This is a genomic window from Terrabacter sp. Root181, assembly GCF_001428505.1.
GTDB lineage: Bacteria > Actinomycetota > Actinomycetes > Actinomycetales > Dermatophilaceae > Terrabacter.
In genome coordinates, this window is the sequence record NZ_LMHU01000009.1 from 123,335 (window position 1) to 139,512 (window position 16,178).

The following is a 16,178-nucleotide window of genomic DNA, read 5'->3' on the forward strand; positions in this document are numbered from 1 at the left end:
GGGCTCACTTGGACCGACCCTCCTCGATCTCGCGCTCCATGTGGCGCTCGACGTCCTTGAGGCCCTCGGCGGTCGCGACCTGGTCACGGGCCACGAGGACCCGCGAGACGGACAGGGCGCTCGGCGTGCCGTCGGGCAGCAGCGCCGGGGTGTCGACCGCGTTGTGGCGGGCGTAGACACCCGGCGCGGGCAGGCCCGCGACGTTCTTGTTGTCGCGGACGCGCTTGGCGGCCCACTCGGCCTGCGTGATGCGGGGCGTGAGTCGCTCGCGGTGCGCGAGCACCATGGCGCCGAGGGCGGCCGTGATGAGCAGCGCGGAGGTGACCTCGAAGATCCAGACGTACTGGCCGAAGATCAGCTCGGCGATGCCGGTCACGTTGCCCGTGTCGGTGTTGGTCGAGACGACCTTGTCCATGCCGGCCTGCACGCTCTGCTCGTCCAGGACGACCTGGCCGAGCGAGAAGATCAGGATGCCGGCGAGGCCGATGACGAGCAGCAGCGAGGCCCAACGCTGACCCTTGATCGTCTCGACCATCGAGTCGGAGGAGTCGACGCCGACGAGCATGAGGACGAAGAGGAAGAGCATCATCACGGCGCCGGTGTAGACGAAGATCTGCACGATCCCGAGGAAGTCGGCCTTCTGCATGATGTAGAAGACGCCGAGGATGCACATGACGAGGGCCATGCCGAGCGCGGCATGGACGGCCTTCCTCGCGAAGAGCAGCCCCAGTGCGGCGAGGACCGCGATCGGGGCGAGCACCCAGAAGCCGACGGCTTCGGCGGTGGAGGTCACGGGTTGGCCCCTTCCCTGGTCTCGGGCGCGGTCGGGTGGGTGGAGTGCACGAGGTCGTGGACCCCGGGCACCGAGGCCCCGACGTTGCCGGGCCCGCCGGCGAAGTCGTCCTCGTCGTCGTCGACCGCGTCACGGGCGTCGACGTAGGCACGCTGCGCGTCGGTCGGCTCGCTGACCTTGCCCTGGTAGTAGTCGCGCTCCTCGAGCCCGTCGGACATCGGGAAGGGCGTCTGGAGCATGCCGCCCTGGAGCGGCGCGAGGAGCTGGTCCTTGGTGAAGATCAGCTTGCCGCGGTCGTTGTCGGCGAGCTCGTAGAAGTTCGTCATCGTCAGGGCGCGCGTCGGGCACGCCTCGATGCACAGGCCGCAGAAGATGCAGCGCAGGTAGTTGATCTGATAGACGCGGCCGTAGCGCTCACCGGGGCTGAAGCGGCCCTTGCCACCCTGGTCGAGCGGGGTGTCGTCGTTGTCGGCACCCTCGACGAGGATCGCGTCGGCCGGGCAGGCCCAGGCGCACAGCTCGCAGCCGATGCACTTCTCGAGGCCGTCCGGGTAGCGGTTGAGCTGGTGGCGACCGTGGAAGCGCGGCGCCGTGGGGCGCGGCTTCTCGGGGTACTCCTCGGTCGCGACCTTGCGGAACATCGTGGAGAACGACACCCCGAAACCGGCCACAGGCGCGAAGAGCTCGGACAGGAAGCCCTTCTCGCGCTGGTCCTCGCCGGATCGCTGGTCGCGTGGCGCGCCGACCTCCGAGCCCGTGGTGCTGCTGGGGCTCTGGGGCGACACGTCCTTGCCGACGGTGTCGTCAGCCATGGTCCTCCTCCTTGACGGCGGTCGAGGTGCTCGGGCTGCTCGAGGCGCCGGCGGTCGTGAGCACGGGCTCGCGCGACGCGGCCAGGCGCGGGGTCGGCTCGGTCAGGCGCTGGCCGGGCAGCGGCGGGACGGGGTAGCCGTCCTGGAAGGGGTCGATCTCCTCGGGCGGGGTCTCGTCCTCCGCGGCGGCGCGGGCGGCGCGCTTGTCGTCCCAGATCCACGCCGCGGCGAGCGCGATGACGGCGACGACGCTGACGATGACGACGGTCGCGACCGAGAGCTCCCGGCCGGCAAAGGTCAGCTTGCTGTCACCGAGGAAGCCGAGCTGCGCACCGCGGATGAACGCCACGGCGACGACCCAGGCCAGGGTGATCGGGATGAGGAACTTCCAGCCGAAGCGCATGAACTGGTCGTAGCGGACGCGCGGCAGCGAGCCACGCAGCCAGACGAACACGAACATGAAGAGCCACAGCTTGACGGTGAACCACAGCAGGCCCCACCAGCCGCCGCCGAACATGTTGTCGTTGATCGCCGAGATCAACGGCGGAGCCTGCCAGCCACCGAGGAAGAGCGTGGTGGCGAGGGCGGCGACCGTGAACATGTTGACGTACTCGCCGAGGAAGAACATCGCGAAGCGCATCGAGGAGTACTCGGTGTGGAAGCCACCGGTGAGCTCGCCCTCGCCCTCGGCGAGGTCGAAGGGCAGACGGTTGGTCTCGCCGACCATGGTGATGACGTAGACGGCGAAGCTGAAGAACGCGGGGAGGATGTACCAGAGCGAGCTCTGCGCCGAGACGATCGCCGAGGTCGACATCGACCCGCTGTAGAGGAAGATCGCGACGAGCGAGAGGCCCATGGCGATCTCGTAGCTGATGACCTGGGCGGTCGAGCGCAGGCCACCGAGCAGCGGGTAGGTCGAGCCCGAGCTCCACCCGGCGAGGATGATGCCGTAGACGCCGACCGACGCGACGGCGAGCACGAGCAGGACGGCGACGGGCACGTCGGTGACCTGCAGCGGCGTCACGTGGCCGAACATCGACACGGTGCCGCCGACCGGGATGATCGCGAACGACACGAAGGCCATCGTCGCGGCGAGGAGCGGCGCGAGCGTGTAGATGAGCTTCTCGGCGTTGGCCGGCGTGATGTCTTCCTTGAGCATCGACTTCATGCCGTCGGCGAGGGTCTGGAGCAGACCGAAGGGGCCGTTGCGGTTCGGGCCCGGGCGCTGCTGCATGCGGCCGATGACGCGGCGCTCGAACCAGATGACGAGCAGCGTCGAGACGAGCAGGTAGACGAAGATGCCGACGGCCTTGATCAGCGCCAGCCACCATGGGGTGTCGCTGAAGTCGGCCGTGGGGTTCTCGTTCATGGGCAGCGCAGCTGCCACCCCGTATGCGGTCAGGCCGAGGCTCATGCCGCACCACCCTTCGTGACGTGGACGCGGCCGCCGGCGTCGGTGCCGAGGCCCGAGCGGATCGAGCAGTCCTTGGCGTTGGTCGGGACCCAGACGACGCCGTCGACCATGCCCTCGGTGACGACCGCGGGCAGCGTGACGCTGCCGGCCGGGCCGGAGACCGTGACGTGGTCACCCTCGCCGAGTCCGAGCCCGGCAGCCGAGGCCGCGGACAGCCGGGCCACGGCGAGCGGCGCGGTGCCGGCGAGGAACGGCTCGCCGTCCTGCATCCGGCCGGCGTCGAGGAGCGTGGCCCAGCTCGACAGGACGAAGTCGCCGCTGCCGTCGGGCGCCGCGGCGACGCGCTGGCCGTCGGGGGCGCTCGTGGCACGGGCGCCGCCCCACGGGCCGAGGGCCTCGAACTGGGCGTGGATCTCGCGCTGGGTGCGGGTCTCGAGGAAGACGCCCATCTCGCTGGCGAGCATGTCGAGGGCGCGGTGGTCGCTGACCGCGTTGCTCTCGAGGGCCTCCTCGAAGGCGCGGACGCGGCCCTCCCAGTTGACGTAGGTGCCGGTCTTCTCGGACTGCGGGGCGACGGGCAGCACGACGTCGGCGACGGCGGTGACCGGCGACTCGCGCAGCTCGAGCGAGACGACGAACGCCCTCTCGAGGGCTGCGGCGACAGCCGGGTCGCCGAGGTCGGACGGGTCGACGCCACCGACGAGCAGGGCCTCGACCTCGCCGGCAGCGGCAGCCGCGATGATGCCGGCCGTGTCGCGGGCCGGGGTGGCCGGGACCTGGTCGACGTCCCAGACCCGGGCGACCTCGGCGCGGGCCGAGGCGTCGGAGACCGGGCGCCCACCGGGCAGGAGCGCACCGAGCGCACCGGCCTCGAGGGCTCCGCGCTCCCCCGCACGACGCGGCACCCACGCGAGGCGGGCGCCGGTGGCGGCGGCGAGGTCGGCCGCGGCACGCAGGGCACCGGACGAGGTGGCGAGGCGCTCACCGACGAGCACGACGCCGCCGGCACCGAGGGCCTCGCGGGCCTTCGCACCGAGCTCGGTCGAACCGAGGTCGGCCAGCGCCGCCGCCTCGTGGCCGGGGACGGTGGGGAGCAGCGTGCCACCCACCTTGGTCAGGCCGCGCGTCGGGTGGGACGCGACGGCATACACCTGCGTCCCGTGCTTGCGGAACGCCTTGCGCAGGCGCAGGAAGACGATCGGGCTCTCGTCCTCGGGCTCGAAGCCCACGAGCAGGACGGCCTTCGCGGCCTCGAGGTCGGCATACGTGACGGCGCCGCCATCGGGTCCCGTGGCGGCGACGTGCTCGGCGAGGAAGGCGACCTCCTCGGCCGAGTGCGGTCGCGCACGGAAGTCGACGTCGTTGGTGCCGAGCACGACGCGGGCGAACTTGCCGTAGGCGTACGCGTCCTCGGCGGACACGCGGCCACCGACGAGCACGCCGGCCTTCTTGCCTGCGAGGCCGGCTGCCGCTGCGGCGAGGGCCTCGGGCCAGCCGACGACCTGGAGCACGCCGTCGGCGTCACGCACCATCGGCAGCTCGACACGGTCGGGCAGCGTGGCGTAGGTGAACGCCCAGCGGCCCTTGTCGCAGTTCCACTCCTCGTTGACGGCCTGGTCCTCGGCCGCCATCCGGCGCAGCACGACCCCGCGGCGGTGGTCGGTGCGGGTCGCGCACCCGCTCGCGCAGTGCTCGCAGACCGACGGGGTCGACACGAGGTCGAACGGACGGCTGCGGAAGCGGTAGGCAGCACCGGTGAGCGCGCCGACCGGGCAGATCTGAACGGTGTTGCCCGAGAAGTAGCTCTCGAAGGGCTTGTCCTCGTAGATGCCGATCTGCTGGAGCGCACCCCGCTCGACGAGCGCGATGAACGGGTCGCCGGCGACCTGGTCGGAGAAGCGGGTGCAGCGGGCGCAGAGCACGCAGCGCTCCCGGTCGAGCAGGACCTGCGAGGAGATGTTGATCGGCTTGGGGTAGGTGCGCTTGACGTCCTCGAAGCGCGACACCGGACGGCCGGCGCTCATCGCCTGGTTCTGCAGGGGGCACTCGCCGCCCTTGTCGCAGACCGGGCAGTCGAGCGGGTGGTTGATGAGGAGCAGCTCCATGACGCCCTGCTGTGCCTTGTCGGCGACCTTGGACGTGGCCTGCGTGTTGACGACCATGCCCTCGGACACCGTCATCGTGCACGAGGCCTGCGGCTTCGGCATGGGGCGGACATTGCCCTCGCGGTCGGGCATGGCGACGTCGACGAGGCACTGGCGGCACGCCCCGACGGGGTCGAGCAGCGGGTGGTCGCAGAAGCGCGGGATCTCGACCCCGATGGTCTCGGCGGCGCGGATGACGAGCGTGCCCTTGGGGACGCTGACGGGCACGCCGTCGATCGTGAGGCTGACGTGGTCGGGCGCCGCGGGCGCCTTCGTCTCCGTCGTGGCGGTCATGCGGACACCATCCCGCTGGACTCCTTGGTCTGGACGTCGAAGAGGACCGACTTCTCGGGCGGGAAGAGCTCGTGGGCCGGCGTGTGCATGCCGGCCTCGAACTCCTCGCGGAAGTACTGCACGGCCGAGGTGATCGGGCTCGTGGCCGCGTCACCGAGGGCGCAGAAGCTGCGGCCGAGGATGTTGTCACAGATGTCGACGAGCTTGTCGATGTCGTCCTGCGTGCCCTGGCCCGCCTCGATGCGGTTCATGATCTGGCGTAGCCACCACGTGCCCTCACGGCACGGCGTGCACTTGCCGCAGGACTCGTGGGCGTAGAAGTCGGTCCAGCGCGCGACGGCGCGCACGACCGAGACGGTCTCGTCGAAGACCTGCAGGGCGCGCGTGCCGAGCATCGAGCCGGCCGCGGCGACCGAGTCGAAGTCGAGGGGCACGTCGAGGTGCTGGTCGGTGAAGATGGGCGTCGAGGAGCCACCCGGCGTCCAGAACTTCAGCTTCTTGCCGCCGCGCATGCCGCCGGCGAGGTCGATGAGCTCGCGCATCGTGATGCCGAGCGGGGCCTCGAACTGGCCGGGGTTGGCGACGTGGCCCGAGAGGCTGAAGATGCCGAAGCCCGTGGACTTCTCGGTGCCCATGCCCTTGAACCAGTCGGAACCCTCGAGGATGATCCCGGGCACCGAGGCGATGGACTCGACGTTGTTGACCGACGTCGGGCGGGCGTAGAGGCCCGCGGCGCCGGGGAACGGCGGCTTGAGCCGCGGCTGGCCGCGACGGCCCTCGAGCGAGTCGAGCAGCGCCGTCTCCTCACCGCAGATGTACGCGCCGGCGCCGGCGTGCACGGTGATGTCGACGGTGACGCCCTTGCCCCCGACGTTGTCGCCGAGGTAGCCCGCGGCACGGGCCTCCTCGACCGCGCGGAGCAGGCGGCGGTAGACGTGGACGACCTCACCGCGGAGGTAGATGAACGCGTGCTCGCAGCCGATGGCGTACGAGGAGATGGCCACCCCCTCGATGAGCGCGTGCGGGTTGGCCATCATGAGCGGCACGTCCTTGCACGTGCCCGGCTCGGACTCGTCGGCGTTGACGACGAGGTAGCGCGGGCCGCCGTCGGGCGGCGCCATGAACGACCACTTCATGCCGGTCGGGAAGCCGGCGCCACCACGGCCGCGGATGCTGGAGTCCTTGACGGCGTCGATGATCGCCTGCGGCTCCATGTCGAGGGCCTTCGTGAGGGCCTTGTAGCCGTCGTGGCGCTCGTAGGTCGCGAGGGTCCAGGACTGCGGGTCGTCCCAGAACTTCGTGAGGATCGGGGTCAGGGTGTCGGTCACTGCGATCCGTCCTTCCCGTCGGCCAGCGACGTGTGCGAGGCGTCGGCGCGCTGGGCGCCGTTGCTGCCGGGGGCGACCCAGCCGCGGTCGTTGGCGATCTTCAGACCGAGCAGGGACGCCGGGCCGGCGCCCACGCCCTCGTCGGCGCGGCCGTCCTCGAAGCCCGCGAGCACTCGCGAGACCTCCTTGAACGTGCAGACCTTGGCGGCGCCGCGCGTCGGCGCGACGTCCTTGCCGGCGCGGAGGTCCTCGACGAGGCCGATCGTGCTCTCCGGCGTCTGGTTGTCGAAGAACTCCCAGTTGGCCATGACGACCGGCGCGTAGTCGCACGCGGCGTTGCACTCGACGCGCTCGAGGGTGATCCTGCCGTCCTCGGTCGTCTCGTCGTGGCCGATGCCGAGGTGCTCGGAGAGCCGGTCGAAGATGAGGTCGCCGCCCATGACCGCGCACAGCGTGTTGGTGCAGACGCCGACGGTGTAGTCACCGTTGGGGTGGCGCTTGTACTGCGTGTAGAAGGTGGCGACACCGCTGACCTCGGCCTCGGTGAGGTCGAGCACCTCGGCGCAGAAGCTGACGCCGCGACCCGCGACGTAGCCGTCGACCGACTGCACGAGGTGCAGCAGCGGCAGCAGCGCCGAGCGCTTCTGCGGGTAGCGCGAGATGACCTCGGCGGCGTCGACGTGGAGCCGCTCGAGGACGTCGGCGGCATACGGCGCCTTGGACTCGGGGCTGACGTGCAGGTGGCCTGAAGCGTCGTGACCGCTCAACGGTCCACACCTCCCATGACGGGGTCGATCGAGGCCACCGCGACGATGACGTCGGCGATCTGGCTGCCTTCGCACATCGCGGCCACGGCCTGCAGGTTGTTGAAGCTCGGGTCGCGGAAGTGCGCGCGGTAGGGGCGCGTGCCGCCGTCGGAGACGATGTGGCAGCCGAGCTCGCCCTTCGGCGACTCGATGGCGACGTACGCCTGGCCCGCCGGGACCCGGAAGCCCTCGGTGACGAGCTTGAAGTGGTGGATCAGGGACTCCATCGAGGTGCCCATGATCTCGCGGATGTGGTCGAGGCTGTTGCCGAGACCGTCGCTGCCGAGCGCGAGCTGCGCCGGCCACGCGATCTTCTTGTCGGCCACCATGACCGGGCCCTCGTCGGCCTGGAGGCGGTCGGTCGCCTGCTCGATGATCTTCAGCGACTCGTACATCTCGTCGATGCGGATCCGCAGGCGGCCGTAGGCGTCCATGCTCGTGCGGGTCTTGACCTCGAAGTCGTAGGTCTCGTAGCCGCAGTACGGGTCGAGCTTGCGCAGGTCATGAGGCAGGCCCGTCGAGCGGAGCACCGGGCCGGTGATCCCGAGCGCCATGCAGCCGGCGAGGTTGAGCACGCCGACGTCGACGGTGCGGCCCTTGAGGATGGGGTTCTCGTTGAGCAGCGCCTCGAGCTCGCCGAGACCGCGGCGGACCTCGGGGATCATCTCTCGCAGGGCGTCGATGCAGCCGGGCGGGAGGTCCTGCGCGACACCGCCGGGGCGGATGTAGGCGTTGTTCATCCGCAGGCCGGTCACCATCTCGATGACGCGGAGCAGCCGCTCGCGCTCACGGAAGGAGACCGTCATGACGGTGGTCGCGCCCATCTCCATGCCACCCGTGCCGAGGCAGATGAGGTGGCTGCTGATGCGCGTCATCTCCATCATGAGGACGCGGATGACGCTGGCCCGCTCGGGGATCTGGTCGGTGATGCCGAGCAGCTTCTCGATGGCGAGGCAGTAGGCGGCCTCCTGGAACATGGGCGTGAGGTAGTCCATGCGCGTGCAGAACGTGACGCCCTGAACCCAGGTGCGGTACTCCATGTTCTTCTCGATGCCGGTGTGGAGGTAGCCGATGCCCGCGCGAGCCTCGGTCACCGTCTCGCCGTCGATCTCGAGGATGAGGCGGAGCACGCCGTGGGTCGACGGGTGCTGCGGCCCCATGTTGACGACGATGCGCTCCTCGCCGAGCGAGGTGGCCTCGTCGACGAGGTCGTTCCAGTCGCCGCCGGCGGCGTTGAAGACGTGGGCGCCCTCACTGGCCTGCTCGTCGGCCACGGACGTGGCGTAGACGTCGTTGGCGCCGGGCTCCGGCACCTCTGTCTGCGTGAACTCGGTGTGCGTGCTCATCAGTTGTACGACCTCCGCTGGTCCGGCGGCGGGATGGTGGCGCCCTTGTACTCGACGGGGATGCCGCCGAGGGGGTAGTCCTTCCGCTGCGGGTGGCCCGGCCAGTCGTCGGGCATGAGGATTCGGGTGAGGGCCGGGTGGCCGTCGAACTCGATGCCGAACATGTCCCACGTCTCGCGCTCGTGCCAGTCGTTGGCCGGGTAGACGGAGACGATCGACGGGATGTGGCGGTCGTCGTCGGGGCACGAGACCTCGATGCGGACCCGCCTGCCGCCGTGGGTGATCGACAGGAAGTGGTAGACGGCGTGGAGCTCCTCGCCGGTGCGGTTCGGGTAGTGCACGCCCGAGACGCCGGTGACGATCTCGAAGCGCAGCGACGCGTCGTCCCGCAGCGCGCGGGCGACGGCGAGCAGGTGCTCGCGGCGGATGTGGATCGTCATCTCGCCCCGGTCGACGACGACGCGGTCGACGGCCTCGGCGTAGGAGGCCGTGCCGCCGACGAGGCCGCGCTCGAGGTTGTCGGCGATCTCGTCGAAGTAGCCGCCGTAGGGGCGCTCGGAGGCGCCTGCGACGAGGATCGGGCGCACGAGGCCGGAGTAGCCGGTCGTGTCGGCACCCTGGGTCGCCCCGAACATGCCGTGGCGGACGCCGACGACCTCGGGCTCGGCCGGGCCGCCCGGCCGAGCGAGCTCGACCTCTCCGGGGGTCAGGCCCGAGGCCTGGTCCTTCGTCGTGTCGGCGTTCACGGAGCTCGCGTCGTGCTTCTTCTCGCCGTCGCTCATGCGAGGAGACCCTTCATCTGGTGCGTCGGGGTGGCGGAGAGCGCTGCGGCCTCGGCGGCCTGGGCCGCCTTCTCGCGGTTGACGCCGAGCGGCGATGTCTCGATCTGGTGGTGCAGCTCGATGATCGCGTTGAGCAGCATCTGCGGGCGCGGCGGGCAGCCGGGCAGGTAGATGTCGACGGGGATGATGTGGTCGACGCCCTGGACGATCGCGTAGTTGTTGAACATGCCGCCCGAGCTCGCGCAGACACCCATCGAGATGACCCACTTGGGGTTGGGCATCTGGTCGTAGACCTGTCGCACGACGGGGGCCATCTTCTGGCTGACGCGTCCGGCCACGATCATGAGGTCGGCCTGGCGCGGGGTCGCCGAGAAGCGCTCCATGCCGAACCGGGCGATGTCGTAGTCGGGCGTGCCCACGGCCATCATCTCGATGGCGCAGCACGCGAGGCCGAAGGTGGCCGGCCAGATCGAGGCCTTGCGCATGTAGCCGGCGAGACCCTCGACGGTCGAGAGCAGGAACCCGGCTGGGAGCTTCTCTTCGAGACCCATTGCTTACTCCTTAACCTTTCCTGACGAACCCGGTGGACGCGTGCCCGCTGCTGCGGGTGCTCCTCGGCGTCAGTCCCACTCGAGGCCGCCGCGACGCCAGACGTAGGCGTACGCGACGAACACCGTGGCGATGAACAGGACCATCTCGACCAGCGCGAAGAGGCCGAGCTTGTTGAAGGCCACTGCGAACGGGTAGAGGAAGACGGACTCGATGTCGAAGATGATGAAGAGCATCGCCGTCAGGTAGTACTTGATCGGCACGCGGCCACCACCGGCCGCATGCGGCGACGGCTGGATGCCGCACTCGTACGCCTCGAGCTTGGCGCGGTTGTAGCGCTTGGGCCCGACGACGAGCGAGGTGAAGACCGACAGCGCGGCGAACGCGAAGCCGAGCCCCAGCATGAACAGGATCGGGACGTAGGAGTTCATCCGAGGTCACGTGCCTTTCGGTCGTGCTTGACGTGCAAAGCATGGGGCGCAGGTGCGCGGCGCACCCATCCTAGGGGCGTCGGCTTCGATTGTGCTCGGCGTCACAATGGCGCCGACAGGCGGGGGGCTCATGCGCTCGGAGCCAGTCGCGAGAGGGTGGTGATGAGGCGGTCGCTCGCGCCCTTGCTCGTGGGGTCGGCGAGGTTGGCCATGATCTTGAGCAGGAGCGGCATGAGCTTGGTGCGGGGCAGGCCGTACTTCGTCGCGAGCCGCATGACCTCGGGGTTGCCGATGGCGTGGGCGAACCAGCGACCGAGCGTGAAGTAGCCGCCGAGCTCGTCCTTCATGACCTTGGGGTATGCCGCGAGCACCCTCTCGCGCGCAGCGTCGCTCGGGCGCGCCATCGCCTGGGCGACGAGCTCGGCGCCGAGACGCGCGGCCTCGAGGGCGTAGTCGATGCCCTCGCCGTTGAAGGGGTTGACCATGCCGCCGGAGTCGCCGACGAGGAGCAGGCCGTCGGCGTAGAGGGGCGTGCGGTTGAAGCCCATCGGCAGCGCGGCGCCGCGGATCGGCCCGGCCGCCTCGTCGTGCTCGAGCTCCCACTCCGGGAAGATGTCCTCGACCCAGCGACGCATGACGTCCTTGTAGTCGGTCTTCTGGAAGGCGGACGTGGTGTCGAGGGTGCCGAGGCCGACGTTGGTGCGGCCGTCCTCGAGCGGGAAGAGCCAGCCGTAGCCCGGCATGAGGATGCGGTTGCCGTCGTCGTCGCGGCTCCACAGCTCGAGGTGGCTCTCGAGGTAGTCGTCGCGCTTCGGCGTCGTGTAGTAGGCCCGGACGGCGACCCCCATGACGCGGTCCTCGCGCTTGGGCCGGCCGACCGCGGTGGCGAGGCGGCTCGAGACGCCGTCGCTCGCGACGACGACCGGTGCACGGTAGGTGACGGTCTCGCCCGTGGCGCGGCCGGCGTCGTCGAGACGCTTGGCCGTGACGCCGGTGACGCGCCCCGAGGAGTCGCGGACCGGGGTCGAGACGCTCGTGCGCTCGTGCAGGCGGGCGCCCTTGGCCTCCGCGTGGCGGGCCAGGGTCTCGTCGAGCTGGGCACGCGTGCGGACCATGCCGTAGCCCGGGAAGGCGTCGGACTCGGGCCAGTCGAGCTGGAGCGTGTGGCCGCCGCCCTTGATGCGCAGGCCCTTGGTGCGCTGCCAGCCCGTCGTGTCGACGCCGAGGGAGATGAGCTCCTTCGTCGCGCGCGGGGTCAGGCCGTCGCCGCAGATCTTGTCGCGCGGGAAGGCGGACTTCTCGAGGAGGACGACGTCGAGACCGTGGTCCGCGAGGTAGGCGGCCGTCGCGCTGCCACCCGGACCGGCACCGACGACGATGACGTCGGCCCGTTCGACGGGTGCACCGCCAGCCCCCGTGGGGCTGGGTGCGACGCTCGAACTGGTCATGTCTCCCTGCACGCTTCCGAACCGCTTGTGAAGATCTTCACGAACTAACTCCGGGAGTCTATTCCCGCGATTTCGCGCTTGTCAGATAAGGCATGCCTAACTCTCGACAAGCCTGCCGTGGGGAGAGGCTCAGCGCTTGGTGGCGTGGTGCAGCGCGACGACGCCGCCCGTGAGGTTGGTCCAGCCGACCTGCTGCCAGCCGGCGGCCTCGACGACGCGGGCGAGCTCGCCCTGCGGCGGCCACGCGCGGATCGACTCGGCGAGGTAGACGTAGGAGTCGGGGTTGCTCGACGTGCGGCGCGCCACGGGCGGGAGCGCCCGCATGAGGTAGTTCGTGTAGACGGTGCGGAAGACCTTGTTGACCGGCTGGCTGAACTCGCAGACGAGCAGGCGCCCGCCGGGCTTGGTGACGCGGAGGAACTCGCGCAGCGCGGTCTCGGCGTCGGCGACGTTGCGCAGCCCGAAGCTCATCGTCACGACGTCGAAGCTCTCGTCGGCGAACGGCAGGCTCATCGCGTCGGCGGCCGTGAAGGCCATGTCGGGGCGGCGGCGCCGGCCGACCCGCAGCATGCCGAGCGAGAAGTCGGCAGGGACGACCTCGATCTCCGCGTTGGCCCACGGCTCGCTCGACGTGCCGGTGCCTGCGGCGATGTCGAGGATGCGCTCGCCCGGCTTCGCGTCGACGGCCTTGACGACGGCCCGGCGCCACAGCCGGTCCTGGCCGAGCGAGAGCACGTCGTTGGTCACGTCGTACTTCTCGGCGACGGTGTCGAACATCGACGCGACGTCGACCGGCTTCTTGTCCAGGTGCGCACGGGTCATGCGGTCATCCTCGCACCCACGACAGGTGTGGGTCGGGTCGCACCGGCGACCGCGCGAACGAGCCCGCTCGGGTTCGGCCGTAGAGTTGCCACCGATGTCCACGCTTCCCGCCCCCGAAGCGCCGTCCCCCGCCGCGGGCCCGACGGTCGTCGTCCGCACGGTGCCCCTCGAGGCCGCGGACCCCCTGCTCGCCTACCTTCCCGCCGACGTCCCGCACGACGAGCTGCTGTCGTGGGTGCGCCGCGGCGAGGGCCTCGTCGGGTGGGGCTCCGCGCTGACGTTCGAGGCCCACGGCGCCGACCGCTTCCGCGAGGCCGAGGCCTGGTGGCGCGAGATCGGCCAGCACGCCGTGGTGCGCGACGAGGTCGGCCGGCCGGGCACGGGCCTCGTGTGCTTCGGCTCGTTCCCCTTCGCGTCGGACTCGGTCGAGGCGGCACGCCTGGTCGTGCCGTCGACCATCGTCGGCCGCCGCGACGGCCAGACGTGGCTCACCACCGTCTCACTCGACCCGCAGCTGACGCTCCTCGAGAAGCCTTCTGTCGCAAGCGATCCCGAGCCTCCGCGGGATGTCGCCTTTGCCGACGGCCGGGTGTCCCCCGCCGACTACGCCCATGCCGTGGCCGAGGCGGTCCAGCGCATCGGGGCGGGTGAGGTCGACAAGGTCGTCCTCGCCCGCGACCTCGTCGCGACGGCATCCGGACCCATCGACCCCCGCTGGCTGCTGCGTCGCCTCGCCGAGCGCTACGAGAACACGTGGGTCTTCTCGGTGGCCGGCCTCGTCGGCGCCACGCCCGAGCTGCTCGTGCGGCGCGACCAGGGACTCATCACCTCGCGCGTGCTCGCCGGCACGATCCGGCGCACCGGTGACGACGCCAAGGACCTCGCGCTCGCAGCCTCCCTGGCCCGCTCGTCCAAGGACCTCGAGGAGCACGAGTACGCCGTGCGCTCGGTCGCCGATGCCCTCGCCCCGCACTGCTCGTCGATGAACGTGCCCGAGGCACCTTTCGTGCTCCACCTGCCCAACGTCATGCACCTCGCGACCGACGTCGCCGCGGTGAGCGCCGACGACGCCTCGGCCCTGACGCTCGCGGCGTCGCTGCACCCGTCGGCCGCCGTCGGCGGCACGCCGACGGCGCGCGCGGTCGAGCTGATCGGCGAGCTCGAGCACATGGACCGTGGGCGCTACGCCGGCCCGGTCGGATGGATGGACGCGAGCGGTGACGGCGCGTGGGGCATCGCCCTGCGCAGCGGCGCCTTCGACGCCGGCAACCCGTCGCAGATCACGCTGTATGCCGGGTGCGGGATCGTCGCGGGGTCCGACCCCGAGTCCGAGGTGGCCGAGTCCAACGCCAAGCTCATCCCCATGCGCGACGCGCTCGCGAGCGACTGACGGGGCGAGGGTGACCGGTCGTCGGAGTGCACCGGACCTGGCGCTGCACGTGCTGCAACGGCTGTGGCTCGGAGGCGTGCGCGACGTCGTGCTCGCACCGGGGTCACGCTCCGCCCCCTTCGCGCTCGCCCTCGACGCGGCCGACCGGGACGGCGACCTGCGGCTGCACGTGCGCGTCGACGAGCGGTCCGCCGGCTTCCTCGCACTCGGTCTCGCGACCGGCTCGCGGCGACCGGTCGCCGTCGTCACGACGTCGGGCACGGCCGTGGGCAACCTGCTCCCGGCGGTCATGGAGGCGCACCACACAGGGCGTCGGGTCGTCGTCGTCAGCGCCGACCGGCCCGACCGGCTGCGGGGCACGGGGGCCAACCAGACGACGCACCAGGCCGGGATCTTCGGCGTCTTCGCCCCGTGCCACGACCTGACGGACGCGACGGCTGACACCGACCTGGGCGATGCTGTGGCGCAGGCGTGCTCGCGGCGGGGGCCGACCCAGCTCAACGTCCAGCTCGACGGCGACCTGCTGCCGTCCGCCGGCGGCCCCGACACCTGGTGGCAGCGCCCCTCCGACGACGCCGACCGCGCCACGGCGCAGTCCCGGCCGGGCACGGGGTCGCGCGAGGACGGGAACGTCGAGGCGTCGGTGTGGGTGCCGACCGACGGTGAGGTCCTGCCGCTCGGGCCACGCACCCTCGTCGTGGCCGGCGACGACGCCGGACCGGCCGCACGCCTGCTCGCCGAGGCCGCCGGCTGGCCGCTCGTCGCCGAGCCCACCTCGGGGGCGCGGATCGGCCGCCAGGCCCTGCGCACGGGCCGTCTGCTGCTCGGGACCGCCCTGCGTGGCGACGTCGAGCGCGTCGTCGTCGTCGGCCACCCGACCCTGTCGCGCCCCGTCACGAGCCTGATCAGCGACCCGGGCCTCGAGGTCCTCTCCGTCCGTGGTCGCGACGGCGTGGCCACCGACCCCGGTCGGGTCGCCCGCGTGCTCGACGTCGTGCCGCGGGTCGACCGTCCCGACGACCCGGCCTGGTTCGACGCGTGGCGTGTCGCCGACGCCCGCCTGAGTCGGCTCATCGATGCGGGACTCGCTGCGCCAGCAGGAGATCCGTCACGAGCGCCGGGTGACGGGGCACTGTCGCCGCTCGCCGTCGCAGCAGTCGTGGGTGCGGCCGTGGGAGCCGACACCACGCTCGTCGTCGGCTCGTCGAACCCCGTGCGCGACCTCGACGTCATGGCGACTCCATGGGCGCCGCTCGAGCACCGGTTCGTCGTCGGCAACCGCGGCCTCGCCGGCATCGACGGCATGGTGTCGACGGCGGTCGGCATCGCACTCAGCCGATCGCGGGCCGCTCGCACCATCGCCTACCTCGGCGACCTGACCTTCCTCCACGACACGAACGGCCTGCTGACCGGTCGGGACGAAGGGCGACCGGACCTCACGTTCGTCGTCCTCAGCGACGACGGCGGCGCGATCTTCAGCACGCTCGAGCAGGGCGACCGCCGCTATGCGAGTGCCTTCGAACGCGTCTTCGCGACCCCGCACGGCACCGACCTCGGGGCGCTGTGCGCGGCGCACCACACGGCATACGAACGCGTCGACGACCTCGGCCGACTGGGAGTGGCACTGGCCGAGGAGTTCTCCGGCACCAGGGTGCTCGAGGTCCCGGTCTCGCGCGCCGACCGCCGGGCCGAGGGCGCGTGGCTGCGTGAGCTGGCCCAGCAGGCCGTGCCTCGCCCCGGGGACGGGCACGGCTGAGTCGGGAGCCACCCCGCAACTCACCGAGCAGGTCGCAACCCACCGGGATCGGATCGCGGTGCG

General features: G+C 71.1%; 14 protein-coding genes. 2 read left to right on the forward strand and 12 right to left on the reverse strand.

Features of this window, described 5'->3' with window-relative positions; all coding sequences use genetic code 11:
• Positions 1–4: 4 nt before the first annotated feature.
• The 12 genes from ASD90_RS18795 to ASD90_RS18850 all read right to left on the reverse strand — a co-directional run bounded on the left by ASD90_RS18795 (position 5) and on the right by ASD90_RS18850 (position 12,969).
• A complete protein-coding gene (locus ASD90_RS18795) occupies positions 5–793 on the reverse strand; it encodes an NADH-quinone oxidoreductase subunit J (protein WP_056759851.1) in 789 nt (262 codons plus the stop codon).
• Positions 790–1,605, reverse strand: coding sequence for an NADH-quinone oxidoreductase subunit NuoI (gene nuoI, locus ASD90_RS18800; protein WP_082588862.1), 816 nt, complete (start codon positions 1,603–1,605; stop codon positions 790–792). The genes ASD90_RS18795 and nuoI overlap by 4 nt, the downstream gene beginning before the upstream one ends.
• Positions 1,598–3,019, reverse strand: a complete 1,422-nt coding sequence (gene nuoH / locus ASD90_RS18805) for an NADH-quinone oxidoreductase subunit NuoH (RefSeq protein ID WP_056759853.1) — start codon at positions 3,017–3,019, stop codon at positions 1,598–1,600. The genes nuoI and nuoH overlap by 8 nt, the downstream gene beginning before the upstream one ends.
• Positions 3,016–5,457: an NADH-quinone oxidoreductase subunit G gene (locus tag ASD90_RS18810; RefSeq protein ID WP_056759855.1), complete on the reverse strand. Its 2,442-nt coding sequence runs from the start codon at positions 5,455–5,457 to the stop codon at positions 3,016–3,018. The genes nuoH and ASD90_RS18810 overlap by 4 nt, the downstream gene beginning before the upstream one ends.
• Positions 5,454–6,785 (reverse strand): NADH-quinone oxidoreductase subunit NuoF, encoded by a 1,332-nt coding sequence (gene nuoF / locus ASD90_RS18815; RefSeq protein WP_056759856.1) that lies wholly within the window; start codon positions 6,783–6,785, stop codon positions 5,454–5,456. Before nuoF ends, ASD90_RS18810 begins: the two co-directional genes overlap by 4 nt.
• On the reverse strand, positions 6,782–7,552 hold the full coding sequence (gene nuoE / locus ASD90_RS18820; protein ID WP_056759857.1) for an NADH-quinone oxidoreductase subunit NuoE: 771 nt from the start codon (positions 7,550–7,552) through the stop codon (positions 6,782–6,784). Before nuoE ends, nuoF begins: the two co-directional genes overlap by 4 nt.
• Positions 7,549–8,937: an NADH-quinone oxidoreductase subunit D gene (locus tag ASD90_RS18825; protein ID WP_056759859.1), complete on the reverse strand. Its 1,389-nt coding sequence runs from the start codon at positions 8,935–8,937 to the stop codon at positions 7,549–7,551. The genes nuoE and ASD90_RS18825 overlap by 4 nt, the downstream gene beginning before the upstream one ends.
• On the reverse strand, positions 8,937–9,719 hold the full coding sequence (locus ASD90_RS18830) for an NADH-quinone oxidoreductase subunit C (protein ID WP_056759861.1): 783 nt from the start codon (positions 9,717–9,719) through the stop codon (positions 8,937–8,939). The genes ASD90_RS18825 and ASD90_RS18830 overlap by 1 nt, the downstream gene beginning before the upstream one ends.
• On the reverse strand, positions 9,716–10,270 hold the full coding sequence (locus tag ASD90_RS18835; RefSeq protein ID WP_056759864.1) for an NADH-quinone oxidoreductase subunit B family protein: 555 nt from the start codon (positions 10,268–10,270) through the stop codon (positions 9,716–9,718). The genes ASD90_RS18830 and ASD90_RS18835 overlap by 4 nt, the downstream gene beginning before the upstream one ends.
• A 69-nt stretch (positions 10,271–10,339) precedes the next feature.
• Entirely contained in the window at positions 10,340–10,699 is a 360-nt protein-coding gene (locus tag ASD90_RS18840; RefSeq protein WP_056759866.1) for an NADH-quinone oxidoreductase subunit A, read from the reverse strand.
• A 128-nt stretch (positions 10,700–10,827) separates the two neighbouring features.
• Positions 10,828–12,147, reverse strand: coding sequence for a geranylgeranyl reductase family protein (locus ASD90_RS18845; protein ID WP_056759868.1), 1,320 nt, complete (start codon positions 12,145–12,147; stop codon positions 10,828–10,830).
• 129 nt (positions 12,148–12,276) lie between these two features.
• Positions 12,277–12,969, reverse strand: coding sequence for a demethylmenaquinone methyltransferase (locus ASD90_RS18850; RefSeq protein ID WP_056759869.1), 693 nt, complete (start codon positions 12,967–12,969; stop codon positions 12,277–12,279).
• Between the two features lie 94 nt (positions 12,970–13,063).
• Here ASD90_RS18850 and ASD90_RS18855 point away from each other — a divergent pair, with 94 nt between their 5' ends.
• Entirely contained in the window at positions 13,064–14,359 is a 1,296-nt protein-coding gene (locus ASD90_RS18855; protein WP_056759871.1) for an isochorismate synthase MenF, read from the forward strand.
• Positions 14,360–14,369: 10 nt separating this feature from the next.
• Positions 14,370–16,115: a 2-succinyl-5-enolpyruvyl-6-hydroxy-3-cyclohexene-1-carboxylic-acid synthase gene (gene menD, locus ASD90_RS18860; RefSeq protein WP_056759873.1), complete on the forward strand. Its 1,746-nt coding sequence runs from the start codon at positions 14,370–14,372 to the stop codon at positions 16,113–16,115.
• Positions 16,116–16,178 lie beyond the last annotated feature (63 nt).